This window comes from Stenotrophomonas maltophilia, from assembly GCF_001274595.1.
GTDB lineage: Bacteria > Pseudomonadota > Gammaproteobacteria > Xanthomonadales > Xanthomonadaceae > Stenotrophomonas > Stenotrophomonas forensis.
In genome coordinates this window covers 4,311,458-4,335,799 of sequence record NZ_CP011010.1, presented here as the reverse complement: position 1 = coordinate 4,335,799, position 24,342 = coordinate 4,311,458, and the positions used below count along the sequence as shown (strand labels likewise).

Sequence of the window (24,342 nt, the reverse complement as noted above, 5' to 3'; positions counted from 1 at the left end):
GGCCTTCGTGTGCCGCGCATGACCGATGGATGGCTTGAATCACTGACCGGGAGGACAGGCATTGGACACAGCAACGACCGTCAGCGGACAACACGTGCAGGGCAATACCCGCGCGTTGGCCGTGGTGACCGCGATCTTCTTCATGTGGGGCTTTCTCACCTGCCTCAACGACATCCTCATTCCCCACCTGAAGGCCGCCTTCGCGCTCACCTGGGTGCAGGCGATGCTGATCCAGTTCACCTTCTTCGGCGCCTACTTCCTGATGTCACTGCCGGCCGGACGGCTGGTCGCGGCGCTCGGCTACAAGCGCGGCATCGTCGCCGGCCTGGCCATCGCCTGCGTGGGTGCGCTGATGTTCTGGCCGGCCGCTGCCGCGCACGTGTACGGCCTGTTCCTGGCGGCGCTGTTCGTGCTGGCCACCGGCATCACCGTGCTGCAGGTGGCGGCCAATCCCTATGTCGCGCTGCTCGGTGACGAGCGCACCAGCTCCAGCCGGCTGACCCTGGCGCAGGCGATGAACTCGCTGGGCACTACGCTGGCGCCGCTGTTCGGCGGCCTGCTGATCCTCTCGGCGAAGCCGCGCAGCGAGGATGAGCTGGCCCTGCTGCCGCAGGCCGAAGCACTGGCCTATCGCGCGGCCGAAGCGCAGTCGGTGCAGCTGCCGTACTTCGGCCTGGCAGTCGCGCTGCTTCTGCTGGCCGTCGCGATCTGGATGTTCCGCCTGCCCACCATTCCGGGCGTGGAGGGGCGCGCCAGCAGCGAAGGCCGCGTATGGGACGTGCTGCGCCATCGCCACGTGCGCCTGGGCGTGCTGGCCATCTTCTGCTACGTCGGTGCCGAGGTGTCCATCGGCAGCGTGCTGGTCAATTTCCTGTCCTCGCCAGGCATCGGCCACGGCCTGACCGAGCAGGAAGCCACCGGCTATGTTTCGCTGTACTGGGGCGGCGCGCTGGCCGGCCGCCTGGTGGGGGCGGCGCTGCTGGCGCGGCTGGACGCGCGCCATCTGCTGGGCCTGTTCGCGGTGGCGGTGATGATCCTGCTGGGCATCACGGTCACCGCCAGTGGCGGCCTGGCCAAGTGGGCCGTGGTCAGCATCGGCCTGTTCAACTCCATCATGTTCCCGACCATCTTCGCCCTGGCCATCGCCCGCCTTGGTGCACTCACCGGAAAGGCGTCGAGCCTGCTGGTGATGGCCATCGTCGGTGGCGCGGTGATTCCGCTGGCGATGGGCTGGCTGGCCGATCGCCATGGCCTGCAGCTGTCCTTCCTGCTGCCGGTGCTGTGCTACGTCTACATCGCCTTCTATGCGTGGAAGGGCTCACGGCTGCCGGCGCCATGAGCCCGGTTCTGCCGTCGTCAGCGCCGCCGGGGCGCGGCGGTCGACTCGCGATCCAGCACCGCATGCTCGACCGTGATCATGCGTCCTGCGGTCTCGGTGCGGATGTGCTCAATCAACTGCTCGGTCGCCAGCCGGCCCATGTGCGCGGTCGGCTGGCGCACCGTGGTCAGCGCCGGATAGATGTGCCCGGCGATCGGGGTATCGTCGAAGCCGCACACCGACAGATCGCGCGGGACACGCAGGCCACGCTCGCCGGCCACGCGGTACACCGCCGCGGCCATGTCATCGTTGGCCGCGAAGATCGCCGTCGGCGGATCGTCCAGATCCAGCAGGATGTTGGCGGCATCCACGCCCGACTCGAACGAGAACTGGCCGTTGACCACCAGCTGCGGGTCGTAGGCGATACCGGCGCCGCGCAGCGCCTGGCGATATCCGGCGTGGCGCCACTGGCAGGCACCGTGCGCGCGGGGCCCCTTGATGTGGCCGATGCGGCGATGGCCCTGCGCGACCAGGTGGCCGATCAGTTCGACCACCGCGGTGGTCTCGTCCATGCGCACGCCGATGCGGCCTTCCGGGTGGCGTGGCGCGATGCAGGCGAAGGGAATGTCCTGCTCTTCCAGGTAGGACAGCACCACCTCATCGTCGGTCAGTGGTGGAATCAGCACGACGCCGTCCGGGCGCGAGTTCTCGAACAGCGCGGCCAGGTCGGGCAGGGTGCGGCGGCCGGTACCGACCGGCCCCAGGATCAGGTTGTAGTGCTGCGCATGGCAGGCTTCCAGCATGCCGCTCTGGATTTCCATCAGGTAGTTGCGCGAAGGATTGTTGTAGACCAGCGCCAGTGCATACGAGCGCTGGCCGGCCAGGCTGCGCGCCGACAGGTTGGGCTTGTAGCCCAGCCGCGCCACTGCCGCCAGCACGCGTTCGCGCGTCTGCTCGCGCACGTTCGGCTCGTGGTTGAGTACGCGGGACACGGTCTTGATCGAAACCCCGGCGACGGCGGCGACATCCTCGATTCGACTGCGCATGGTGCGATGGATCCTCCTGGAAGGCGGCGGGCACGCGGCGATGGTAGAGCGTGCTGGCCCGGTCGATGTTGCCGAAGCAGGCGGATGTTGCCACGACAGGAGGTCCGCTGGCACGTCCGGATTCCTTGTCGCGATGCAGCACCCGGGCGTGACCGCGGTGCGCCACGCGCGCGGCGGAGCCCGTCGTTGCGCGGCCACCACCGCATTGCGCACGAACAACGATTGACAGCACGTGAGCGGACTTATATGACAGCGCTGTCAGGAGCGGTGCGCAGGCACCCATGCCGGCGTGCCATCGCCGCCGCGCACGCCAGGAACTTCATCCACGGAGGTAGAGCCCAGTGAATCGCCCCACCCAGACCCTTCTTGCCAGCTGCCTGCTGGCCGCGATTGCCGCACCGGTCGGTGCCGCACAGGCCGAGGGCGAACGCCTGCAGGACTGGCCACGCGTGCACAGCGCGATCGCCACCGACGCCGGCATCGAACGCCGCGTGCAGCAGATCCTTTCGCAGATGACGCTGGCGCAGAAGATCGGGCAGATGACCCAGGCCGAGATCAAGACAATCACGCCGGAGCAGGTGCGCCAGTACTACATCGGCTCGGTGCTCAACGGCGGCGGCTCCTGGCCGGGCATGGACAAGCACGCCAGCGTGCAGGACTGGCTGAAACTGGCCGATGCCTACCACGTGGCTTCATTGGCGACCGATGCGAAGACGCCGGTGCCGGTGATCTGGGGTACCGACGCGGTGCATGGCCACAACAATGTGCTGGGCGCCACGCTGTTCCCGCACAACATCGGCCTGGGCGCGGCCGGTGATGCCGAACTGATCGAGCGCATTGGCGAGGCGACCGCACGCTCGGTGCGTGCCACCGGCATCGGCTGGGTGTTCGCGCCCACCCTCGCCGTGGCCCACGACCCGCGCTGGGGCCGCACCTACGAAAGCTATTCGTCCGACCCGGCGGTGATCCGCAGCTTCGCCCACGCCTACGTCAAGGGCGCGCAGGGGGCGTTCAAGGATGACGGCAACGTGGTCACCACCGCCAAGCACTACCTGGGCGACGGTGCCACCGACAACGGCCGGGATCAGGGTGAGGCGCTGGTCGACAAGGCCACCATGATCAACGTCCACGCGCAGGGCTATTACGGCGCGCTGGCCGAAGGTGCGCAGACCGTGATGGCCTCGTTCAACAGCTGGAACGACCGCGCCGCCGGAATCGACTACGGCAAGATGCACGGCAGCAGGGCACTGCTGACCGATGCGCTGAAAGACAGGATGGGCTTCGACGGCTTCGTCGTCTCCGACTGGAACGGCATCGCCCAGGTGCCGGGCTGCCGCAACGACAGCTGCGCGCAGGCCATCAACGCCGGCATCGACATGGTAATGGTGCCCGACGACTGGAAGGCCTTCATCGACAACACCACCGCGCAGGTGCAGAAGGGCGAGATCCCGATGGCGCGCATCGACGATGCGGTGACGCGCATCCTGCGGGTGAAGCTGCGTGCCGGGCTGTTCGAACACAAGCCGTCCGACAGCCGTTATGCGGGTGATGCCACGGCCGTGCAGCACCGCGAGCTGGCGCGCCGCGCGGTGCGTGAATCGCTGGTGCTGCTGAAGAACGAAGGCCATGCGCTGCCGTTGCGCAGAGATGCGCGCGTGCTGGTGGTCGGCAAGGGCGCCGACAACATCGGTGACCAGTCCGGTGGCTGGTCGCTGACCTGGCAGGGCACCGAGAACAGCAATGCCGACTTCCCCAACGCCGACTCGGTGCTGGGCGCGCTGCGCGCCGAACTGGGCGCGGACAAGGTCAGCTTCAGCGCAGATGGCCAGGGCATCGACCCGAACACCTTCGATGTGGTGCTGGCGGTGATCGGGGAAACGCCGTATGCGGAGACCAACGGCGACATCCTTGCCTCGGACACGGTCAGCCACAGCCGCGCCTACCCGCAGGACCTGGCCGTGCTGAAGGCCGCCACAGCGAGCGGCAAGCCGGTGGTGACGGTCTACCTGTCCGGTCGGCCGATGTACACCAACGACCTGCTCAATCTGTCCAGCGCGTTCGTTGCGGCGTGGCTGCCGGGCACCGAAGGCAAGGGCGTCACCGATGTGCTGGTGGCCGGCAAGGGTGGCAAGCCCGCGCACGACTTCCGCGGCCGCCTCAGCTTCCCGTGGCCGGGCGTGCCATGCCCGGCGCCGATCGACCAGCCCGATGCGAAGAAGCCGGCCCTGTTCGCGCGGGGTTATGGCCTGAGCTACGCCAAGGGTGGCAAGGTCGCGCGTCTGGACGAAGCCAATCCGGACAGCTGCGGCGAAGTGACGGTGCTGCCGATCTTCAACCGCGCCGACACGCCGCCGTTCGCCCTGCACGTGGCCGCCGCTGGCGCAACGCAACCGCTGGGCAATGATCTGAATGCCACGCTGCGCTGGCCGGCTGCCAAGCCGGTGGTGCAGGTGCGCACCGTGCAGGTGAACACCCAGCAGGACGCCAAGGAGGTGACCTGGCTGGCCCCCGCGCAGCTGATCGCGCGCAGCACCTCGCGCCGCAACCTGGGCGCACTGGCGCGCAGCAACGGCGCGCTGCAGTTCGATGTGCAGCTGGTGAAGCGCCCTGTCTCGCCGGTGAAGGTGACGATGCAGTGCGGCAGTGGCTGCGAGGGCGGGGTGGATATCGCCCCGTTGCTGGGCAAGCTCTCGCCCGGCCAGAAGCAGACGGTGACCGTGCCGCTGGCGTGCTTTGCCAAGCAAGGCGTGGCCCTGGGTGCGGTGGAAGCTCCGTTCGTGGTGACTGCCGACACGCCGTTCGCCGCGGCCTTCACCCAGGTCAAGCTGACCGCCAACACGGCCAATGCCGAGGGTGCGGTGGCCTGCCCGTAAGCCGCGCGGCCGCGCCGGGTGATGCCCGGTGCGGCCGGTAGATCCACGCCATGCGTGGATGCCGCCTATCCCGACGGCAAAAAAAAGCCCCGCAATGCGGGGCTTTTCTCTTATCGCTTCATCGAACCGAAGAACTCGTCGTTGGACTTGGTGTTCTTCATCTTGTCCAGCAGGAATTCCATCGCGGCCATTTCATCCATCGGATGCAGCAGCTTGCGCAGGATCCAGATCTTCTGCAGCAGTTCCGGTTCGATCAGCAGGTCTTCGCGGCGGGTGCCCGAACGGTTGATGTCGATGGCCGGGAACACGCGCTTTTCAGCAATGCGACGGCTCAGGTGCACTTCGCTGTTGCCGGTGCCCTTGAACTCTTCGTAGATCACCTCGTCCATCTTCGAGCCGGTGTCGACCAGCGCGGTGGCGATGATGGTCAGGCTGCCGCCTTCTTCCACGTTGCGCGCGGCACCGAAGAAGCGCTTCGGGCGGTGCAGGGCGTTGGCGTCGACACCACCGGTCAGCACCTTGCCCGAGCTCGGCACCACGTTGTTGTAGGCGCGGGCCAGGCGGGTGATCGAGTCGAGCAGGATCACCACGTCCTTCTTGTGCTCGACCAGGCGCTTGGCGCGCTCGATGACCATCTCGGCCACCTGCACGTGGCGCGCGGCCGGCTCGTCGAAGGTCGAACTGATGACTTCGCCGCGCACGGTGCGCTGCATTTCGGTCACTTCTTCCGGGCGCTCGTCGATCAGCAGCACGATCAGGTGCACGTCCGGGTGGTTGGTGGTGATCGCGGTGGCGACCTGCTGCATCATCATCGTCTTGCCCGCCTTCGGCTGGGAGACGATGAGCGAGCGCTGGCCCTTGCCCTGCGGTGCCATCAGGTCGAGGATGCGGCCGGTGATGTCTTCCGACGAACCGTTGCCGCGCTCCAGGGTGAAGCGACGGCGCGGGAACAGCGCGGTCAGGTTCTCGAACAGCACCTTGTTCTTCGATGCTTCGATCGGCTCACCGTTGATGGTGTCGACGATGTTCAGCGCGAAGTAGCGTTCGCCATCCTTCGGGAAGCGGATGCGGCCGGAGATGTGGTCGCCGGTACGCAGGTTGAAGCGGCGGATCTGGCTGGGCGAGATGTAGGTGTCGTCCGGGCCGGCCAGGTAGCTGGCTTCGGCCGCGCGCAGGAAGCCGAAGCCGTCAGGCAGGATTTCCAGCACGCCGTCGGCGGCGACGCCGTCACCGTGGCGGGTCAGCACCTTCAGCAGGGCAAAGATGACGTCCTGCTTGCGGGCGCGGGCGACGCCTTCGGAGATCTGCAGCTGCTCGGCGATTTCCAGCAGCTTCTGCGCCGGCATGCGCTTGAGGTCGCTCAGCGAGTAGACCGGGAAGCCCTCGGGCACGTTGGCGTGCGGGCGCGGCACGAAGGGCTGCTGCTCGCCGCCGTCGTTGGGCATGCCATCGTCGCGGAAGCGGTTGTTGCGGTCACGGTCGCGGCGGTTGCGGAAGCGGTCGCGGCGGTTGCCCTGACCCTGTCCCTGGCCCTGCTGGCCGTTCTGGTTGTACGGGTTCTGGCCCTGGTTCTGGCCACCCCCCTGGTGATTCTGCTGGCGCGGCTGGCCGGATTCGCGGCCCTCACCACCTTCGCCGCCGCCACTGCTGGCAGGGGCCTCGGCGGCGGGCGCGCTCGGCGAAGGGGCTGCCGGCGCCGGTGCTTCCGGCGCGGCGGCCAGCGGCAGGGTCGGCTGCGCCGGCGCGGCGCTGGTTTCGGCGGCGGCCGGAGCGGCAGCCTTGGCTACGCGGGGCTTGCGCACGCGCTTTTCGGCGGGCGCATCGGCGCTGCCGGTTTCGGAAGTGTTATCGGACAAGAGCGTTATTCCTCGCTTGAAGGTGCGAGCGCCCGGCTGGGGCGGCGAACGTTGGGAATGGGTCTGGAAGACACTGCGTCCAGAAGGTGCGGCACGCGAACGCGGCCGGATGTGCCGACACTATCATCGGCCAGCGGCGCCGTGCAAGGGTCGCCGGGAACAGCATTCATCATGGGCGCGTGGCGCCCGCCGGCAGCCGCGGGCGGCGGCTGCCGGGGAACCACAGGATCAGGCCAGGGCCTTGTCCAGCAGGCCGGCCAGCTGGGCCTTGCCGACCGCACCGATCTGCTCGCCGACCTTTTCGCCGTCCTTGAACACGACCAGGTACGGAATCGAACGCACGTGGTACTTGGCGGCCAGCGCACGATTGTGGTCGACGTTGACCTTGGCGATCTTGGCGCGGCCCTGGTAGGCATCGGCCAGTTCGTCCAGCGCCGGGGCGATCATCTTGCACGGGCCACACCACTCGGCCCAGAAATCGACCAGCACCGGTTCCTTGGAATTCAGCACTGCGCTATCAAAGTCGGCGTCGCCGACATGTACAACCTTGTCGCTCATCTTGGTTTCTCGTCTTGGATTGCACCCGGCCATGCCGGAGGTGGGTGAACTGGGCCATGCCCGGTGGCGCGACCCTCGTCGTTGCCTCGCGGCGCACTGCCGCGGTGCGTTCGGCGGAATGCCTGGACGCTCACGGCCGGCAGTGTACCCCTATCGCAGGGCAGGGACAGGCGCCGGCTGGAACCCAGCGTATCGTGATCGGTTCGATGCCTGGTATGTGTCGGATTTCACTGTCTTCCTTTACATGGGGCTGGCAGTGGGCGACACCAGCGACCCTGGCCAGGCCGTTCAAGTCCGGTGTGGCTGGGTGAAGGCCGGCCGTCTCTCAGTCTATTGAGACTGCCCATTCCGGTTTGCCCGCCCGAGTGCGTTAAACTGGGGCATTGTGCGGCGCGCGGACCGGGTGGTCCCAGCCTGCCAACCCGCCGCAGGGGCCGCAGTTTGCGACGGTGCCCCTAGACGCTGAAGTGCCAGCCGCCCCACGGGCCGGCGGCCATACCAAGACGGACACATGAGCGACAAACCGCTGACCGATTTGACCTTCTCCTCCTTCGAGCTGCATCCGGCCCTGCAGGCTGGTCTTGAAGGAGCCGGATTCACCCGCTGCACGCCGATCCAGGCGCTGACCCTGCCCGTCGCGCTTCCCGGTGGTGATGTCGCCGGCCAGGCGCAGACCGGCACCGGCAAGACCCTGGCCTTCCTGGTCGCTGTCGTGAACCGCCTGCTGACCCGCCCGGCCCTGGCCGACCGCAAGCCGGAAGATCCGCGCGCGCTGATCCTTGCCCCGACCCGCGAACTGGCCATCCAGATCCACAAGGATGCGGTGAAGTTCGGTTCCGACCTCGGCCTGCGCTTCGCGCTGGTCTACGGCGGCGTGGATTACGACAAGCAGCGCGAACTGCTGCAGCAGGGCGTGGACGTGATCATCGCCACCCCGGGCCGCCTGATCGACTACGTCAAGCAGCACAAGGTGGTTTCGCTGCACGCCTGCGAGATCTGCGTGCTGGACGAAGCCGACCGCATGTTCGACCTGGGCTTCATCAAGGACATCCGCTTCCTGCTGCGCCGCATGCCCGAGCGCACCATCCGGCAGACCCTGCTGTTCAGCGCCACCCTCAGCCACCGCGTGCTGGAGCTGGCCTACGAGCACATGAACGAGCCGCAGAAGCTGGTGGTCGAAGCCGAGACCATCACCGCCGCGCGCGTGCGCCAGCGCATCTACTTCCCGGCCGACGACGAAAAGATCCCGCTGCTGCTGGGCCTGTTGTCGCGCAGCGAAGGCGCGCGCACCATGGTGTTCGTCAATACCAAGGTGTTCGTCGAGCGCGTCGCCCGTTCGCTGGAAAAGGCCGGCTACCGTGTCGGCGTGCTGTCTGGCGACGTGCCGCAGAAGAAGCGTGAGAGCCTGCTCAACCGCTTCCAGAAGGGCCAGCTGGAAATCCTGGTGGCCACTGACGTGGCCGCCCGCGGCCTGCATATCGACGGCATCAAGTACGTCTACAACTACGACCTGCCGTTCGATGCCGAAGACTACGTGCACCGCATCGGCCGTACCGCGCGCCTGGGCGAAGAGGGTGATGCGATCAGCTTCGCCTGTGAGCGCTACGCCATGGGCCTGCCGGACATCGAGGCCTACATCGAGCAGAAGATTCCGTCCGAGCCGGTGACCAAGGAACTGTTGACCCCGCTGCCGCGCCCGGAACGCCCGGCCCCGGCCGCTGGCGAGGAAGGCGAGGAGAACGAGAGCGTCGGCCAGATCTTCCGTGAAGCGCGCGAAGCCCGCGCCGCCGAGGAAGAGCGTCGTGGTGGTGGCCGCAGTGGCGGCCGCTCCGGCGGTGGTCGTGGCGAGCGTCGCGACGGTGAGCGCAGCGGCGAGCGCCGTTCGCGTGGCCCGCGCAAGCCGCGCGTGGAAGGCGAGCAGGCGTCCGCCGCGCCGGCTGAAGGTGCCGAGGCCGCCGTGGCACAGGCCCCGCGTCCGCCGCGTGCCGAAGGCGCACCGGAAGGGGCGGTGGAGGGCGAGCGCAAGCCGCGCAAGCGCCGTCGTCGTCGCCACGGCCGTCCGGTCGAAGGCGCCGAGGGCGTGCAGAACACCGCCGGCAACGGCGCCAGCCCGGTCACCCCGGTGCAGGTGGTGGCCAAGCCGGTGCGAACCGCCGCCGATACCGGCGATTCGTTCCTGACCCGCATCGGCCGCAAGATCCGCCGGATGCTGTCGGGCAGCTGATCGGCGCTGCCGACCAGCGGGTAGCACCCGACCGTTGGTCGGGTGGCCTTAAAGGTAGTGCCGGCCAGCGGCCGGCACGACCGATCATGTGGCCATCTCCACGTCGTCGCGCCGCTCCTGCATAATCGGGGCATGAGTGTCCTGCGCTTCGACAATGTCAGCAAACAGTACGCCGGTGGCCACGAGGCGCTGATCGATGTCAGCTTCGAGGTCGCGCCGGGCGAGATGCTGTTCGTCACCGGCCATTCCGGTGCGGGCAAGAGCACCCTGCTCAAGTTGATCCACCTCGACGAGCGGCCCAGCCGTGGCGCGGTGGTGTTCGACGAGCGTAACCTGCTGAAGGTGCGTGGCGGCGATGTGCCGCGCCACCGACGCGCGGTGGGGGCGGTCTACCAGGACCATCGCCTGCTGATGGACCGCTCGATCGCCGAGAACGTGGCGCTGCCGCTGATCCTGCGCGGTACCCGCCGCGGCGACATCAGCAAGCGCGTGCGCTCGGTGCTCGAACGGATGGGCCTGGGCCATCGCGAGAAGGCGCTGCCCTCGCAGTTGTCGGCCGGCGAGCAGCAGCGCGTCGGCATCGCCCGCGCCATCGTCGGCGAGCCCAAACTGCTGGTGGCTGATGAGCCGACCGGCAACCTCGACCCGACCCTGGCGGCGGAGATCATGGCCCTGTTCGCCGAGCTGCCCTCGCGCGGCACCAGCGTGCTGGTGGTCAGCCATGACCTGCCGCTGCTGCGTCGCATGCGCAAGCGCGTGCTGATCCTCGACCACGGCCGGCTGGCGGACGACATCTCGCCGCAGGACCTGGCGGAGTAACGCATGGCGAAGAACGAAAACAGCGAAGCCGCCGCCCCCTCGCGGGTGGGCGTCTGGTTCCAGCACCACGTGCACAGCGTGGTGTTCAGCCTGGGCCGCGCCTGCCGCAAGCCGTGGGCGACGCTGCTGACGGTGATGGTCATGGCGCTGGCGCTGGCCCTGCCACTGGGCCTGTCGATCGCGCTGGACAACCTCAAGCAGTTCGCCGGCAGCGTGCAGCAGTCGCGCGATATCAATGTGTTCCTGAAGGGCAATGTCGATGGCCCCGGCGCGCTGCGCCTGGCCGGCCAGCTGCGCGACCGCGACGACGTCGCCGAAGTGAACGTGCGCACGCCCGAACAGGGCCTGCAGGAACTGCGCGATGCTGGCCTGGGCGAGGCGATCGACGCGCTCAACGACAACCCGCTGCCCTCGCTGCTGGTGATCACCCCGGGCCAGGGCAAGGACGATGCGCGCCTGGCACGTGCGCTGGAAAGCCTGCCCGAGGCCGACCTGGTGCAGCACGATGCGCTGTGGCGCCAGCGCCTGGATGCCTGGCTGGCGTTCGGGGCACGGCTGGTACAGGTGCTGTCGGTGCTGCTCGGCGCCGGAGCCGCGCTGGTGGTCGGCAACACCGTGCGCCTGGATATCCAGGCCCGCCGCGAAGAGATCGGTGTGCTGCAGTTGCTTGGTGCCAGCGACGGCTTCATCCGCCGTCCGTTCCTGTACCTGGGCGCCTGGTACGGCCTCGGTGCCGGTGCGGTGGCGCTGGCCCTGATCGCCGCCGCCGGCGCCGCACTGCGCATGCCGCTGGCCGAACTCTCGCGCAGCTACGGCAGCCCGTTCGTGCTGCATGGCCTGGACCTGCTGCATGGGGGCCTGGTCCTGCTCGGCACGCTGCTGCTGGGCTGGCTGGGGGCCTGGCTGGTCACCGGCCACTTCCTCCGCCAGACCCGTCCGACCGACACCTGAGACCGGCATGCAACCGCAAGCGCTGAAGCACCTTGATGGGCCCGCGACGCGGGTGATGGTGGTCGATGGCTCGAAGCTGGTGCGCAAGCTGATTGCCGACGTCCTGACCCGTGAGCTGCCGGGCGTGGAGGTGATCGGCTGCGACAGCATTGAGGATGCACAGCAGGCGCTGGCGCAGGGCCCGGTGGACCTGGTGACCACGTCGCTGACCCTGCGCGACGGGGATGGCCTGGCGCTGGCGCGGATGGTCCGCGACGCCGTGGGCCAGGCCTATGTGCCGGTGATCGTGGTGTCCGGTGATGCCCAGCAGCACCTGGAGCAGCGCCGCTTCACCGAATACGTCACCGACTATTTCGACAAATCGCTCGGCCACGAGGCGCTGGCGACCTTCATCCGCGGCTACGTGCAGCCGCAGACCATTCCCGGCGCGACCATCCTCTACATCGAGGACAGCCGCGTGGTGGCCGAGGCCACCAAGCGCATGCTCGAACGCCAGCAGTTGAACGTGCTGCACGTGGTCAGCGCGGAAGAGGCGTTCACCCTGCTCACGGCCGAGTCGCTGGGCCGCAGCCGCCACCGCATCGACCTGGTGCTGACCGACGTCACCCTGAAGGGTGAACTGAGCGGCCGCGACGTGGTGCAGCGTGTGCGCGTGGACTTCGGCTACGGCAAGCGCCGCCTGCCGGTGCTGGTGATGACCGGCGACGGCAATCCCCACAACCAGACCGGGCTGCTGCAGTCCGGCGCCAACGACCTGGTGCTCAAGCCGATCGAAGAACGGCTGCTGGTTACCAAGGTGCTGTTCCAGCTGCGGCTGGCCCGATTGAACGATGGACCCCTGATTCGATGATGGATGAAGTAGCCGACACCCCGACGATCCAGCTGGAACCGAGCTGGAAGCAGCACGTCGGTGATTACCTGCTGCAACCGCAGATGCGCGAGCTGTCCAGCTTCCTGCGCCAGCGCAAGGCGAGTGGTGCCGCGGTATTCCCGCCCGGCCCGCAGATCTTCGCTGCGTTCGACGCCACGCCGTTCGAGCAGGTGAAGGTGGTCATCCTCGGCCAGGACCCGTATCACGGCCGTGGCCAGGCCCATGGCCTGAGCTTCTCGGTGCCGCCGGGCGTGCCGGTGCCGCCGTCGCTGCTGAACATCTACAAGGAGATCGAGAGCGATCTCGGTATCCCGCGTCCGGACCACGGCTGCCTGATCCCGTGGGCGCAGCGCGGCGTGTTGCTGCTCAATGCGGTGCTGACCGTGGAAGAGGGCAAGGCCGGCGCGCACCAGGGGCGGGGCTGGGAGGGCTTCACCGACCACGTGGTGGACGTGCTCAACCGCGAACGCGAAGGCCTGGTGTTCATGCTCTGGGGCGCCTATGCGCAGCAGAAGGGCAAGGTCATCGACACCCGCCGCCATCGCGTGCTGAAGTCGCCGCATCCGTCGCCGTTGTCGGCCCACCGCGGCTTCCTCGGCTGCCGGCATTTTTCGATGGCCAACGAGTACCTGCAGCGCCGCGGCCAGGCCCCGATCGACTGGTCGCTTCCGCCTCGTTCGGCGCTTTGAGCGCCCGCGGGCGGCTGGGCCTGAACATCGGGCAACGTCCCCGGCCCTGAATGGGCCTTCGAGGCAGCCCGTTCAGCTCCGCTTGACCGGAATCGGCCGGTTTCTGGTGGGTAATTGCTTGAATTCCAAGGGATTGTGAATCCCGAAAAGCGTGCTCGCCACTGTCATCAAATCGCGCTACGGTAGGGCTCTGTTTGGGACCAGTGTTGCATCAATAGGATGCTGGAACTTTTTCCTCCTTTAGCAGTCCAAATCCCGGACTGCTAAGATGGGTGCCTATGAGCCAGAACACCTCTACTGCCCTTGTGGCAAACAATCTCCCGATTCCCAGTGCGCTCGGTTCGCTGGACGCCTACATCGGTGCCGTGCACCAGATCCCGGTGCTGTCGGTCGATGACGAACAGGACCTGGCCCGTCGCTTCCGCGACGGCAACGATCTGGACGCCGCCCGCGAGCTGGTGCATTCGCACCTGCGCTTCGTGGTGCACGTGGCCCGCGGTTACAACGGTTACGGCCTTGCGCTGGGCGACCTGATCCAGGAAGGCAACATCGGCCTGATGAAGGCGGTCAAGCGCTTCGACCCGGACATGGGCGTGCGCCTGGTGTCCTTCGCCGTGCACTGGATCCGTGCCGAGATGCACGAGTTCATCCTGAAGAACTGGCGCATCGTGAAGGTCGCCACCACCAAGGCGCAGCGCAAGCTGTTCTTCAACCTGCGCAAGTCGAAGACGCGCCTGGGCTGGATGAACGCGGCCGAAGTCAGCGCGGTGGCCAAGGACCTGAACGTGTCCGAGCGTGAGGTCATGGAAATGGAATCGCGCCTGTCCGGTCGCGATATCGGTTTCGATGCGCCGACCGACGAGGACAACGAACACGCGCCGCCGTCGCCGGCCGCGTTCCTGGTTGCCAACGACGAAGACCCGTCGATGGCCTACGAGCGTGCCGACAGCGAAGACAACCAGATGCAGCTGCTGCGCGAAGGCCTGGCCGAGCTGGATGCCCGTTCGCGCGACATCATCCGCCGCCGCTGGCTGGATGCCGACAGCAAGGTGACGCTGCAGGAGCTGGCCGACGAGTACGGCGTGTCGGCCGAGCGCATCCGCCAGGTCGAGGCGAACGCGCTGAAGAAGATGAAGGCGCTGTTCACCGCGTAAGGCGGGGTGGCGTTGGAATGGAGAAAGGCCCGGCAATGCCGGGCCTTTCACGTTTGTGGGGCGCATCCACGCCATGCGTGGATGCCCTGACGCCAGGACGGTGATTGCGCCGACCGGGTCCTGCGCTGGATCCTGATGTTCACGCCGTACCACTGGGTGGCACGGTATGATCATGCCACGCGTTTTCCGCACCCGAAGTTTCAACCGCAGCATGCGCAGGACCGTGCTGTCTGACGCTGCCTTGTGTCAGTCGGTAGGGGAAATGGAAGCGGGTCTGGTGGATGCAGATCTTGGCGGAGGCCTCTTCAAGAAGCGCGTCGCGTTGCCGGGACGAGGAAAGCGCGGAAGCGCTCGAACCATCGTCGCAACACAGCGAGGCGGGCATTGGTTCTTTCTTTTCGGATATGAAAAGAACGAACGCGCCGCGATCACGAATGCGGAACGAGATGCACTGCAGTTGTATGCATCGGAGTTCCTGAAAATGAGTCCGGCACAGTTGAAGCGTGCCGTGGAGTACGGGGATCTACAGGAGATCTGCCATGGCAAAGGCCCCTGAGCGAAGGCGCGCAAAAAGTTTGCTGCTTGAGGCAGTGCACGATGCGGCCGTGAGTCTGCATGCGCACGGCTTCATCGACAAACGTCGGTTGAGCAGCTACGAGGCGCTGTGCCTTGAGCCTGTTCCCGAATACAGCAGTGCCCAGATCCGCGCGCTGCGTACATCGTTGCAGCTCAGCCAGCCAGTGTTTGCCGGGGTGCTGAACACCAGCGTCTCCACGGTGCGCAGTTGGGAGCAAGGCGAGAAGAAGCCCAGCGGGCCCTCACTGAAACTGCTGAACCTGATTGATCGGAAGGGACTCGAAGCAGTCCTGTAAAGCAAGGGCCCGGCATTGCCGGGCCCGTTCGTTTCGGCGCTATTCAATCCACGCCATGCGTGGATGTCCCGATGCCGTGACTGCCTCAGCCCTCGCGTGCGATCGCGCGCCAGCCGATGTCGTTGCGGTGGAACTCGTTGGCCCAGGTCACCTTGGCCACGCCGGCATAGGCGTTGGCCTGTGCATCGCGCACGCTGTCGCCCAGCGCCGCCACGCACAGCACGCGACCGCCGGCACTGAGCACCTGGCCCTGCGCGTCCAGCGTGGTGCCGGCATGGAACACCTTGGCACTGGCCGGCACGTCGCCGAGGCCAGAAATGACGTCACCGGTAACCGGCGATTCCGGGTACGGCCTGGCGGCCATCACAACGCCCAGCGACGGCCGTGCATCCCACTGTGCTTCGATCTGGTCCAGGCGGCCGTCGATGGCCGCTTCCACCAGCTCCACCAGGTCCGACTGCAGGCGCAGCATCACCGGCTGGGTTTCCGGGTCGCCAAAGCGCACGTTGAATTCGATCACCTTCGGCGCGCCGCTGGCGTCGATCATCAGGCCGGCATAGAGGAAGCCGGTGAACGGGATGCCGTCGGCGATCATGCCCTGCACGGTCGGGTTCACCACCTCGCGCATCACCCGTGCGTGTACCTCCGGCGTGACCACCGGGGCCGGCGAGTACGCGCCCATGCCGCCGGTGTTCGGGCCGGTGTCGCCGTCGCCGACGCGCTTGTGGTCCTGCGAGGTGGCCATCGGCAGCGCATGCACGCCGTCCACCATCGAAATGAAGCTGGCTTCCTCGCCGTCGAGGAATTCCTCGATGACCACGCGTGCACCGGCATCACCGAACGCGTTGCCCGAGAGCATGTCACGCACCGCGTCTTCGGCTTCGGCCAGCGTCATTGCAACGATCACGCCCTTGCCGGCGGCCAGGCCATCGGCCTTGACCACGATCGGTGCGCCCTTCTCGCGGATGTAGGCCAGCGCGGCATCCACCTCGGTGTGCACGGCATAGAACGCGGTGGGAATGTTGTGGCGGGCCAGGAAGTCCTTGGCGTAGGCCTTGCTGCCTTCCAGCTGCGCGGCGGCGGCGGTCGGCCCGAAGATGCGCAGGCCGGCGGCGCGGAAGCGGTCAACCACGCCGGCTACCAGCGGCACTTCCGGGCCGACCACGGTCAGCGCCACGCCTTCGGCCTGGGCCAGCGCGAGCAGGCCATCAATGTCGGTGACCTTCACCGCCACGTTGCGGCACTTGTCTTCGTTGGCGGTGCCGGCGTTGCCGGGCGCCACGATCACTTCGGTGACACGGGAGGACTGGGCCAGCTTCCATGCCAGGGCGTGTTCGCGGCCGCCAGAGCCGATGACAAGTACGTTCATCACGAGATTCCAGATTGCGTGGGAAGGGAAGATCGGTATCCCCGGCGGCGCGCGTGGCTCACTCGCAGCCTTCGCGTCGCAGCGCTTCGGGGAAGGAATAGGTCCAGGTCTTGCTGTCCAGGGTGAAGCGGTGCTGCTGGCGGACTGGTTTGCCGCCACAGGTGGTGCCGGTCTCCTCGATCAGCAGCGGCCAGGTGCGCGCACTGCGGTCACTGTCGTCGAAACGCAGTGCGAAATCGATGCTGAAGCGGCGGCTGCGGCAGTCTTCCGACGTTTCAGGATCGGCATTGGCGTCGACGTCGTCGCACTCGTACTGGGCGTCATTGTCGATATGGCTGCGCACGCTGCCACTGGCGACCAGGCCGTTCGGGCCGGGCAGGATCAGCGATTGCGAGAGAAGCGAGAAGCCCTGGCCGAACCAGCCGTCCTCGACACGGAAGCCATAGAAGTCGCTACCGGCGCGGATGATGCTGGCGGTGCCGGGTTGGCCGCCGCTGCCGAAACGCTCGCCGGTCAGTTCGCTGCTCACTTCGAAGCCCTCGCTCTGAGGGCGCAGCACGAAGAACTCGATGGTGCCCGGGTCGATGTGTGCGCCATCGACCAGCGCACCGCACACGGCCAGCAGCTGTTGCCAGCTGTCACCGCTCACCACCGGTTGTTCCGCGCAGACCTGCCAGTCCATCGCATGGGTGTCGCCATCGTCGGTCCAGCTGCCGCGCCATTCACCGGAGAGCTTGGCGTTGCTGCCGTAACGCTGGACCAGAAAAGCCTGCAGTCGTGCGGTGCGGCTGACGTGCTGGGCCGGTGAGGCGGGGGCGACCGAAGGCGCATCCACCTTCGGCGCCACGCTGGGCTCGCCCGCAGGCTTGCAGCCCGCCAGTACGGCCGCACCCAGCAGGGCGAGCAAAACCAGGGGTTTGGTTGAAACTGACGTCATTCGCGCCACCTAATAGATGTACACGTGCTCGGCTTGTGAAGTCCGATGAAAGCGACGGTCAAAAAAAATAGCGGCTGACAGACCAGTCAAGACTCTATTCCTAGCAGTTTTAATGCGGGCTTGGTCAGAAGTTTAACGCTTGAGGCAACTGTAATGGCATTCGCAAGAATCGATAGTCCTTTGTCAAGACCGTCAATGCTGGAGACTTCGGGGGTGCCAGATTTTGCTGCTGCAATGTCGAACGATGCAACTTTGAAATGGTCGAATAGCGCCGGATTTCCAGTGAATCGATAGTCCTCGATCGCAGAGATTAGCTCGCGGATGCGGCGCAGCAAGATCGCTTTAACTTCAATGGCCAACGTGGAGAGGCCGATCTGAGTCAATGCGTTTCTTAGCTGATCGAGAGCTTCGCCCAACTTTTCTTCGGATAATGGCTGGTCAGCACTAATGTTTTGAACCAGATTCGCCTGAAGCTCTAGGTAGCCTAGCGTGTGGGAATCAATTCCATTCCTGAACTGCTCCCAGTTGTTGTGTCCGGTGGCGCTTGTAATTGCGGAGAGGACTTGAGTTCTCCAGTGATTTGTCGAGCGTCCACTGAATCCAATCGCTGCTGAGCTGGCTTCAAGTGTTGCGGATTCGACCATCGGGAAGAGCAGTCCTAGCTCTCTAAGCACGCTGTTGTTGTCTGGGGTATCGAACAGCTGCCGCCAGGCGGTATAGAAGTCGCCCCCCGACCTATGGCTTTTAATCTTGCTGAGAATTTCAAAGAGTGCAGCAGTAGATGAAGTGGCGGTCATTACAAGATTCCTTTCTTCGAACAAGAAAAATAGCCGGCTGATCAATGACGGAAGTGGCGCACGCCGGTGAACACCATGGCCAGGCCATGTTCGTCGGCGGCGGCGATCACTTCGGCATCGCGCATCGAACCGCCCGGCTGGATCACCGCCTTGATGCCGGCGGCAGCGGCGGCGTCGATGCCGTCGCGGAACGGGAAGAACGCGTCGGAGGCCATCACCGAGCCCTCGACCACCAGGTTCGCATCGGCGGCCTTGATGCCAGCGATGCGCGCCGAGTACACGCGGCTCATCTGGCCGGCACCCACGCCGATCGTGCGGTTGTCCTTGGCGTAGACGATCGCGTTGGACTTCACGAACTTGGCCACCTTCCAGGCGAACAGCAGGTCGGTGAACTGCTTGTCGGTCGGCGCCAGTTTGCTGACCACCTTCAGTTCATCACGGGTCATGCCGCGGTTGTCGGAGGACTGCAGCAGCAGGCCCGAGCCGACGCGCTTGCTGTCGAAGTTGTTCAGGCCATCGCCGTGCGGGATGCGCAGCACGCGCACGTTGGCCTTCTTCTGCGCGTATTCCAGCGCGGCCGGCTCGTAGTCCGGGGCAATCAGCACTTCGACGAACTGGCGGTCCAGGATCACCTTGGCGGTGGCGGCGTCCAGCGGTTTGTTGAAGGCGATGATGCCGCCGAAGGCGCTGGTCGGGTCGGTGGCGTAGGCCAGCTCGTAGGCATCGCCGTTGCCGGCACCGACGGCCACGCCGCACGGGTTGGCGTGCTTGACGATGACGCAGGCCGGCGCGTCGAACTGGCGCACGCATTCCCACGCTGCATCGGCATCGGCCAGGTTGTTGTAGCTCAGTTCCTTGCCCTGCAGCTGCTGGAACGTGGCCAGCGTGCCCGGCACCGGGTACAGGTCGCGGTAGAACGCGCCGCTCTGGTGCGGGTTTTCGCCGTAGCGCAGGTCCATCACCTTCACGAAGGTGGAGTTCATCTGCGCCGGGTACTCGGCACGCGCCGGTACCGCGGCGTCGGTGGCGGTGACCGCCGACAGGTAGTTGCTGATTGCCGCGTCGTACTGGGCGACGCGGTTGAACGCGGCCACCGAGAACGCGAAGCGGGTGGCGGCGCTCAGCTGGCCGTCGTTGGCGTCCAGCGAGGCCAGCAGTTCGGCGTACTGCGACGGATCGGTGGCCACCGCCACGCGGGCGAAGTTCTTGGCTGCCGAACGCAGCATCGCCGGGCCGCCGATGTCGATGTTCTCGACCGCGTCGGCCAGGGTGCAGTCGGCCTTGGCGGTGACCGACTCGAACGGGTACAGGTTCAGCACCAGCAGGTCGATGGCGCCGATGCCGTGCTCGGCCATCACCGCATCATCCAGGCCGGATCGGCCGAGCAGGCCGCCGTGCACCATCGGGTGCAGGGTCTTGACCCGGCCGTCCATCATCTCCGGGAAGCCAGTAACGTCGGCCACGTCCTTCACGGCCAAGCCCATGTCGCGAATGGCCTTGGCGGTGCCGCCGGTGGACAGCAGCTCCACGCCGCGTGCAGCCAGCGCAGTGGCCAACTCGGCCAGGCCGGTCTTGTCGGAAACGGAGAGGAGGGCCCGACGGACGGGCAACAGATCAGCAGTCATGGGACAGAATCGGCAGCGGAGCGGGGCCGATATTGTAGGCGGTGGGGGCCGGTGGCGGGCGCTGGCGGGCAAAATCGGCTGGCGCCGACGGCCCTGCGGCCGCCTTCAGCACACCCTGGGCCGGGGCGGCCTGCAAGCAATTGGATGGGGCGCACTGCCGCAATCGGGTAGGCTGTGCCCGAACTGCCAAGGATCAGCGGCTTCGGATCATGTCGATCTATGCATTGAAGGGACGTTTCCAGGACCTGTTGCGTCCAGCCGTACGCGGCCTGTACCGCATGGGGGTCACCGCCAACGCGGTGACCGTGGCCGCTGCCGTGGTCTCGCTGCTGGTGGCCGCTGCGGTGTGGTGCTGCGCCCCGGCCCAGCCGCTGCTGTACCTGCTGCTGCCGTTGTGGATGCTGCTGCGCATGGCACTCAACGCGGTGGACGGCATGCTGGCCCGCGAGTTCGGCCAGCAGTCGCGGCTGGGTGCCTATCTGAACGAACTGTGCGATGTGGTCGCCGACGCCGCGCTGTACCTGAGCCTGCTCAGCGTGCCGGGCGTGCGCCCGGAAGCGCTGTGGCTGCTGGCCTGGACGGCGGCGCTGAGCGAGTACGCCGGCGTGCTGGGGCTGATGGTTGGTGCCAGCCGCCGCTACGACGGCCCGATGGGCAAGAGCGACCGCGCGTTCGTGATCGGTGCGCTGGGCCTGCTGCTGGCGTTTGAGTGGGTTGGCGCGATGGCGGTCACTGGCGTGGCTGCGGCCATGGCGGCGCTGTGCATGCTGACCATGATCAACCGCGTCCGTCGCGGACTGCGGGAAGCGGCGGTTTCGCCTAATTAATCAAGCAGATACAAAAAGACAATCAGGAGATTGCATGCGTCAGGCGCAGGAACGGGAATTCCACAGCTTCGACCAGGTAGCGCTGTTCTACCGGTACTGGGCGGGCACCACCGCAGCGCCGGCCACCAAGGCCATCGTGCTGCTGCACCGCGGCCACGAGCACTCCGGGCGCGTCACCCACCTGGTCGATGAGCTGGACCTGCCCGCCACCGCCTTCTTCGCCTGGGATGCGCGCGGTAACGGCCGTTCGCCGGGTGCGCGTGGCGATGCACCGGGCTTCCCGGCGCTTGTGCGCGATCTGGACAGCTTCATCGCCCATATCGGTGCCGAGCACGGCATCGCGGTGGAAGACATCGTGGTGATCGCGCAGAGCGTGGGCGCCGTGGTCGCCGCCACCTGGGTGCATGACTATGCGCCGCGCCTGCGCGCGCTGGTGATGGCCTCGCCGGCGTTCAAGGTGAAGCTGTACGTGCCGTTCGCTCGCCCGGGCCTGGCGTTGATGCAGAAGCTGCGCGGCAACTTCTTCGTCAACAGCTATGTCAAGCCGCAGTGGCTGACCCACGACCCGGCGCGGGTGCAGAGCTACCGCACCGATCCGCTGATCACCCGGCCGATCTCGGTGCGCGTGCTGCTGGGCCTGTACGAGGCCGCCGACCGCGTCGTGGCCGACGCACAGGCGATCAGCGTGCCTGTGCAGCTGCTGGTGTCCGGTTCGGATTTCGTCGTGCATCGCGGCCCGCAGGACCGCTTCTACGAACGCCTGTCCAGCCCGATCAAGGAGCGCGTGCACCTGCCGGGCTTCTTCCACGACACGCTGGGCGAGCGCGACCGCGCGCCTGCGCTGGCACGCATCCGCAGCTTCATCCAGGCGCGTTTCGCCGAACCGCTGCGCGAGCTGTCGCGACGCGATGCGCACCGCCATGGGCCGACCTTCGAGGAATCGGAAATCCTGGCGTGGCCGCCAGAGCGCAACAGCCTGGCCGACCTGCGCTGGCGCGTGGTGCGCGGTGGCCTGCGCTTCGGCGGCACGTTGTCTGAAGGCATCGCGCTGGGGCTGCAGACCGGTTTCGATTCGGGCAGCACGCTGGACTACATCTACCGCGACGAAGCCCGTGGCAAGGGCCCGCTGGGACGCATGGTCGATCGCAACTATCTGGATGCGATCGGCTGGCGCGGCATCCGCGTGCGTGGCCAGCACCTGCAGGAACTGCTGCGCGATGCTGCCCAGCGCCTGCGCGGGCAGGGCACGCCGGTGCGCGTGCTGGACGTGGCTGCCGGCCATGGCCGCTACGTGCTGGAAGCGCTGGGCCAGGGCGAACAGCGCGCCGATCGCATCGTGCTGCGTGATTTCAGCGACCTGAATGTCACCCAGGGCCAGGCGCTGATCGAGCGGCTCGGGGCGGCCGACATCGCCCGCTTCGAGCAGGGCGATGCGTTCGATCCGGCGCAGCTGGCCAGGGTGGACCCGGCGCCGACGCTGGCCGTGGTCTCGGGCCTGTACGAACTGTTCCCCGACAACGATGCGGTATTGCGCTCGCTGCAGGGCATCGCCGCGAGGGTGCCGGTCGGCGGTTATCTGGCCTACACCGGCCAGCCCTGGCACCCGCAGCTGGAGTTCATCGCCCGCGCGCTGACCAGCCACCGCGGTGGCGCGGCGTGGGTGATGCGGCGTCGTACCCAGCAGGAGATGGACGAGCTGGTGCGACTGGCCGGGTTCGAGAAGGTGGCGCAGCGCATTGATGACTTCGGCATCTTCACCGTGTCGCTGGCACGCCGGACCGCGTGATGGCGACGCTCGCCGCCGCCCCGCGGGCCGCAGAGGGGCGCCCCTGGCGGCGCGCCCTGTTGTGGCTGGCCCTGTTGGGCCCGTTCTTCTTCGCCAGCTACGGCTTCGCCAACTGGATGGCCAGCCGCCATGCTGCGCTGCCGGTGATGGCGTTCGCCTGGGAGACACGCATTCCGTTCGTGCCGTGGACGATCGTGCCGTACTGGTCGATCGATCTGTTCTATGCGATCTCGTTCTTCCTGTGCCGGCAACGGCTGGAACTGGACCGGCACGCGCTGCGGCTGTTCAGCGCGCAGGTCATCGCGGTGGCGTGTTTCCTGCTGTGGCCGTTGCGTTTCAGCTTCGAACGGCCGGAGATCGGCGGTGTGTTCGGCTGGCTGTTCGATGTGCTGCTGGGCTTCGACAAGCCGTTCAACCAGGCGCCGTCGCTGCACATCGTGCTGCTGATCGTGCTGTGGGTGAAGTTCGCGCAGTACCTGCACGGCGCCTGGCGCTGGGTGCTGCATGGGTGGGCGCTGCTGATCGGCGTTTCGGTACTGACCACGTTCCAGCACCATTTCATCGACATCCCGACCGGCCTGCTGGCGGGATGGCTATGCGTCTGGCTGTGGCCGGAGCAGGGCACGCCACCGCTGCGCGCCTGGCGCACCGCACGCGACCCCAGGCGCTGGCGCATGGCGCTGTTCTATCTGCTGGGGGCGACGGCCCTGCTGGTACCAGTGGTGGTGGTGCGCGATGCAGCGCTGTGGCTGCTGTGGCCGGTGGTGTCGCTGCTGCTGGTGGCACTGGCCTACGCCGGGCTGGGCACGGCGGTGTTCCAGAAGCGCGCCGATGGACGCCTGACGATGGCGGCACGCTGGCTGCTGGCGCCGTATCTGGGTGCGGCCTGGATCAACTCACGAGTGTGGACACGCCGTGCGCCACAGCCGGTGCCGGTGATGGACGGCGTGTGGTTGGGGCGCATTCCCAGCACCGCGTTGCTGCCGCCGCTGCGGGGCGTGGTGGACGTCTGTGCCGAATTGTCCTGCCGTGCGCCGGGCGCGGCGTATGCCCGCGTGCCGATGCTGGATCTGGTGGTACCCACGCCGGCGCAGTTGCGCGAGGCGGCCGAGGCGATCGAGCGGCTGCGTGCGCAGGGGCCGCTGCTCGTGTGCTGTGCGCTGGGCTATTCGCGCAGTGCCGCCAGCGTCGCGACCTGGCTGCTGTGCAGTGGTCGTGCCACCGATGCCGACGCTGCGGTGGCGATCGTGCGCAGCGCACGGCCGTCGATCGTCCTGCATGACAGTCATCTACAGGCCATCGCGGCCGCCGTCGCACCGGAGAGCCCTGCATGAGCAACGCTGCCGATCTGCCGATGATGCACCTGCTGCTGCGCCAGGGCCGCCTGCCAGCCGTGCTGTCACTGGGCCTGCTGCTGGTGGCGCTGCTGTTGCTGGGTAGTGAGCCGGGGCTGGCGATGATGGCCGCCGGCCTGCTGTTGCTGAGCGTGGCGATGGGCGTGGTGCAGGCGTACTACGCGGTGCGCGTGCAGCTTGATGCCAGCCTGCTGCAGCTGCTGCTGCGCGAACACCTGCAGGGGGATGCGGCCGCCGCACGGGTGGATGCTGCCCTCCACACCGCCGGCCTGCGTCGCCGCGATGCGCAGGCGCCGATGCGTGGCTGGGACGCGCGCTGGATCGGCATGCGGCGCCTGCTGGTGTGCCAGTACGTGGCCACCCTGCTGCAGTTCTCGGTGCTGCTGCTGGCGGTGCTGTGGCCGCAGACGTGAAC

Annotated in this window: 21 protein-coding genes; 14 read left to right on the top strand and 7 right to left on the bottom strand. The window is 67.0% G+C overall.

What is annotated here, in order from left to right; genetic code table 11:
• Positions 1 to 142: 142 nt before the first annotated feature.
• Positions 143 to 1,339: a sugar MFS transporter gene (locus tag VN11_RS19725; protein WP_238581898.1), complete on the top strand. Its 1,197-nt coding sequence runs from the start codon at positions 143 to 145 to the stop codon at positions 1,337 to 1,339.
• Between the two features lie 17 nt (positions 1,340 to 1,356).
• Here the strand turns inward: VN11_RS19725 and VN11_RS19720 are convergent, their stop codons facing one another.
• Complete coding sequence (locus tag VN11_RS19720) at positions 1,357 to 2,364, bottom strand: LacI family DNA-binding transcriptional regulator (protein ID WP_040006979.1); 1,008 nt, start codon at positions 2,362 to 2,364, stop codon at positions 1,357 to 1,359.
• Positions 2,365 to 2,705: 341 nt separating this feature from the next.
• Here VN11_RS19720 and VN11_RS19715 point away from each other — a divergent pair, with 341 nt between their 5' ends.
• A complete protein-coding gene (locus VN11_RS19715) occupies positions 2,706 to 5,237 on the top strand; it encodes a glycoside hydrolase family 3 protein (RefSeq protein WP_053450969.1) in 2,532 nt (843 codons plus the stop codon).
• Positions 5,238 to 5,347: 110 nt separating this feature from the next.
• On the opposite strand, the gene rho is transcribed toward VN11_RS19715, so the two are convergent.
• Both rho and trxA read right to left on the bottom strand, forming a co-directional pair.
• Positions 5,348 to 7,093 carry a transcription termination factor Rho gene (gene rho, locus VN11_RS19710; RefSeq protein WP_053450968.1) on the bottom strand — a complete coding sequence of 582 codons (1,746 nt, stop codon included), beginning with the start codon at positions 7,091 to 7,093 and terminating at the stop codon, positions 5,348 to 5,350.
• A 228-nt stretch (positions 7,094 to 7,321) separates the two neighbouring features.
• The gene (gene trxA, locus VN11_RS19705; protein WP_005411275.1) at positions 7,322 to 7,651 is read right to left on the bottom strand and encodes a thioredoxin; all 330 of its coding nucleotides are present in this window, start codon (positions 7,649 to 7,651) and stop codon (positions 7,322 to 7,324) included.
• Between the two features lie 511 nt (positions 7,652 to 8,162).
• Between trxA and rhlB the strand changes: the two genes are divergently transcribed.
• From rhlB to VN11_RS19670, 8 genes are all read left to right on the top strand, one after another.
• On the top strand, positions 8,163 to 9,875 hold the full coding sequence (gene rhlB, locus VN11_RS19700) for an ATP-dependent RNA helicase RhlB (protein ID WP_053450967.1): 1,713 nt from the start codon (positions 8,163 to 8,165) through the stop codon (positions 9,873 to 9,875).
• Positions 9,876 to 10,007: 132 nt separating this feature from the next.
• The gene (gene ftsE, locus VN11_RS19695; RefSeq protein ID WP_006473446.1) at positions 10,008 to 10,694 is read left to right on the top strand and encodes a cell division ATP-binding protein FtsE; all 687 of its coding nucleotides are present in this window, start codon (positions 10,008 to 10,010) and stop codon (positions 10,692 to 10,694) included.
• Positions 10,695 to 10,697: 3 nt separating this feature from the next.
• Entirely contained in the window at positions 10,698 to 11,645 is a 948-nt protein-coding gene (gene ftsX, locus VN11_RS19690; RefSeq protein WP_053450966.1) for a permease-like cell division protein FtsX, read from the top strand.
• 7 nt (positions 11,646 to 11,652) lie between these two features.
• The gene (locus VN11_RS19685; RefSeq protein ID WP_053450965.1) at positions 11,653 to 12,495 is read left to right on the top strand and encodes a response regulator; all 843 of its coding nucleotides are present in this window, start codon (positions 11,653 to 11,655) and stop codon (positions 12,493 to 12,495) included.
• Positions 12,492 to 13,205 carry a uracil-DNA glycosylase gene (gene ung / locus VN11_RS19680; protein WP_005419723.1) on the top strand — a complete coding sequence of 238 codons (714 nt, stop codon included), beginning with the start codon at positions 12,492 to 12,494 and terminating at the stop codon, positions 13,203 to 13,205. The genes VN11_RS19685 and ung overlap by 4 nt, the downstream gene beginning before the upstream one ends.
• Before the next feature lie 278 nt (positions 13,206 to 13,483).
• The gene (gene rpoH / locus VN11_RS19675) at positions 13,484 to 14,359 is read left to right on the top strand and encodes an RNA polymerase sigma factor RpoH (RefSeq protein ID WP_006473441.1); all 876 of its coding nucleotides are present in this window, start codon (positions 13,484 to 13,486) and stop codon (positions 14,357 to 14,359) included.
• Positions 14,360 to 14,525: 166 nt separating this feature from the next.
• Positions 14,526 to 14,915 (top strand): type II toxin-antitoxin system RelE/ParE family toxin, encoded by a 390-nt coding sequence (locus VN11_RS21990; protein WP_080374975.1) that lies wholly within the window; start codon positions 14,526 to 14,528, stop codon positions 14,913 to 14,915.
• Complete coding sequence (locus VN11_RS19670; RefSeq protein ID WP_006473426.1) at positions 14,899 to 15,231, top strand: helix-turn-helix domain-containing protein; 333 nt, start codon at positions 14,899 to 14,901, stop codon at positions 15,229 to 15,231. The genes VN11_RS21990 and VN11_RS19670 overlap by 17 nt, the downstream gene beginning before the upstream one ends.
• A gap of 85 nt (positions 15,232 to 15,316) precedes the next feature.
• On the opposite strand, the gene purD is transcribed toward VN11_RS19670, so the two are convergent.
• From purD to purH, 4 genes are all read right to left on the bottom strand, one after another.
• Positions 15,317 to 16,600 carry a phosphoribosylamine--glycine ligase gene (purD, locus tag VN11_RS19665; protein ID WP_053450964.1) on the bottom strand — a complete coding sequence of 428 codons (1,284 nt, stop codon included), beginning with the start codon at positions 16,598 to 16,600 and terminating at the stop codon, positions 15,317 to 15,319.
• 58 nt (positions 16,601 to 16,658) lie between these two features.
• Entirely contained in the window at positions 16,659 to 17,537 is an 879-nt protein-coding gene (locus VN11_RS19660) for a hypothetical protein (protein WP_053450963.1), read from the bottom strand.
• A gap of 86 nt (positions 17,538 to 17,623) precedes the next feature.
• Positions 17,624 to 18,334, bottom strand: a complete 711-nt coding sequence (locus VN11_RS21985; RefSeq protein ID WP_080374974.1) for a hypothetical protein — start codon at positions 18,332 to 18,334, stop codon at positions 17,624 to 17,626.
• A 41-nt stretch (positions 18,335 to 18,375) separates the two neighbouring features.
• Positions 18,376 to 19,959: a bifunctional phosphoribosylaminoimidazolecarboxamide formyltransferase/IMP cyclohydrolase gene (gene purH, locus VN11_RS19655; RefSeq protein ID WP_053450962.1), complete on the bottom strand. Its 1,584-nt coding sequence runs from the start codon at positions 19,957 to 19,959 to the stop codon at positions 18,376 to 18,378.
• A gap of 209 nt (positions 19,960 to 20,168) precedes the next feature.
• On the opposite strand from purH, the gene VN11_RS19650 reads away from it, so the two are divergent.
• Genes VN11_RS19650 through VN11_RS19635 form a run of 4 tightly spaced genes read left to right on the top strand, consistent with a single transcriptional unit; the run spans position 20,169 to position 24,340 of the window.
• The gene (locus VN11_RS19650; protein WP_053450961.1) at positions 20,169 to 20,786 is read left to right on the top strand and encodes a CDP-alcohol phosphatidyltransferase family protein; all 618 of its coding nucleotides are present in this window, start codon (positions 20,169 to 20,171) and stop codon (positions 20,784 to 20,786) included.
• Between the two features lie 34 nt (positions 20,787 to 20,820).
• Complete coding sequence (locus VN11_RS19645; RefSeq protein ID WP_053450960.1) at positions 20,821 to 22,572, top strand: bifunctional alpha/beta hydrolase/class I SAM-dependent methyltransferase; 1,752 nt, start codon at positions 20,821 to 20,823, stop codon at positions 22,570 to 22,572.
• Positions 22,572 to 23,906, top strand: a complete 1,335-nt coding sequence (locus tag VN11_RS19640; protein ID WP_053450959.1) for a phosphatase PAP2/dual specificity phosphatase family protein — start codon at positions 22,572 to 22,574, stop codon at positions 23,904 to 23,906. Before VN11_RS19645 ends, VN11_RS19640 begins: the two co-directional genes overlap by 1 nt.
• A complete protein-coding gene (locus VN11_RS19635) occupies positions 23,903 to 24,340 on the top strand; it encodes a hypothetical protein (RefSeq protein ID WP_053450958.1) in 438 nt (145 codons plus the stop codon). The genes VN11_RS19640 and VN11_RS19635 overlap by 4 nt, the downstream gene beginning before the upstream one ends.
• The last annotated feature ends 2 nt before the right edge of the window (positions 24,341 to 24,342 follow it).

Excerpts from the sequence above, each read along its gene's own strand:
- VN11_RS19725 (WP_238581898.1), top strand. The coding sequence starts at position 143 with ATGTGGGGCTTTCTCACCTGCCTCAACGACATCCTCATTCCCCACCTG.
- VN11_RS19720 (WP_040006979.1), bottom strand. The coding sequence starts at position 2,364 with ATGCGCAGTCGAATCGAGGATGTCGCCGCCGTCGCCGGGGTTTCGATC.
- trxA (WP_005411275.1), bottom strand. The coding sequence starts at position 7,651 with ATGAGCGACAAGGTTGTACATGTCGGCGACGCCGACTTTGATAGCGCA.
- rhlB (WP_053450967.1), top strand. The coding sequence starts at position 8,163 with ATGAGCGACAAACCGCTGACCGATTTGACCTTCTCCTCCTTCGAGCTG.
- ftsE (WP_006473446.1), top strand. The coding sequence starts at position 10,008 with ATGAGTGTCCTGCGCTTCGACAATGTCAGCAAACAGTACGCCGGTGGC.
- ftsX (WP_053450966.1), top strand. The coding sequence starts at position 10,698 with ATGGCGAAGAACGAAAACAGCGAAGCCGCCGCCCCCTCGCGGGTGGGC.
- VN11_RS19685 (WP_053450965.1), top strand. The coding sequence starts at position 11,653 with ATGCAACCGCAAGCGCTGAAGCACCTTGATGGGCCCGCGACGCGGGTG.
- ung (WP_005419723.1), top strand. The coding sequence starts at position 12,492 with ATGATGGATGAAGTAGCCGACACCCCGACGATCCAGCTGGAACCGAGC.
- rpoH (WP_006473441.1), top strand. The coding sequence starts at position 13,484 with ATGAGCCAGAACACCTCTACTGCCCTTGTGGCAAACAATCTCCCGATT.
- VN11_RS21990 (WP_080374975.1), top strand. The coding sequence starts at position 14,526 with ATGATCATGCCACGCGTTTTCCGCACCCGAAGTTTCAACCGCAGCATG.
- VN11_RS19670 (WP_006473426.1), top strand. The coding sequence starts at position 14,899 with ATGGCAAAGGCCCCTGAGCGAAGGCGCGCAAAAAGTTTGCTGCTTGAG.
- purD (WP_053450964.1), bottom strand. The coding sequence starts at position 16,600 with ATGAACGTACTTGTCATCGGCTCTGGCGGCCGCGAACACGCCCTGGCA.
- VN11_RS19660 (WP_053450963.1), bottom strand. The coding sequence starts at position 17,537 with ATGACGTCAGTTTCAACCAAACCCCTGGTTTTGCTCGCCCTGCTGGGT.
- VN11_RS21985 (WP_080374974.1), bottom strand. The coding sequence starts at position 18,334 with ATGACCGCCACTTCATCTACTGCTGCACTCTTTGAAATTCTCAGCAAG.
- purH (WP_053450962.1), bottom strand. The coding sequence starts at position 19,959 with ATGACTGCTGATCTGTTGCCCGTCCGTCGGGCCCTCCTCTCCGTTTCC.
- VN11_RS19650 (WP_053450961.1), top strand. The coding sequence starts at position 20,169 with ATGTCGATCTATGCATTGAAGGGACGTTTCCAGGACCTGTTGCGTCCA.
- VN11_RS19645 (WP_053450960.1), top strand. The coding sequence starts at position 20,821 with ATGCGTCAGGCGCAGGAACGGGAATTCCACAGCTTCGACCAGGTAGCG.
- VN11_RS19640 (WP_053450959.1), top strand. The coding sequence starts at position 22,572 with ATGGCGACGCTCGCCGCCGCCCCGCGGGCCGCAGAGGGGCGCCCCTGG.
- VN11_RS19635 (WP_053450958.1), top strand. The coding sequence starts at position 23,903 with ATGAGCAACGCTGCCGATCTGCCGATGATGCACCTGCTGCTGCGCCAG.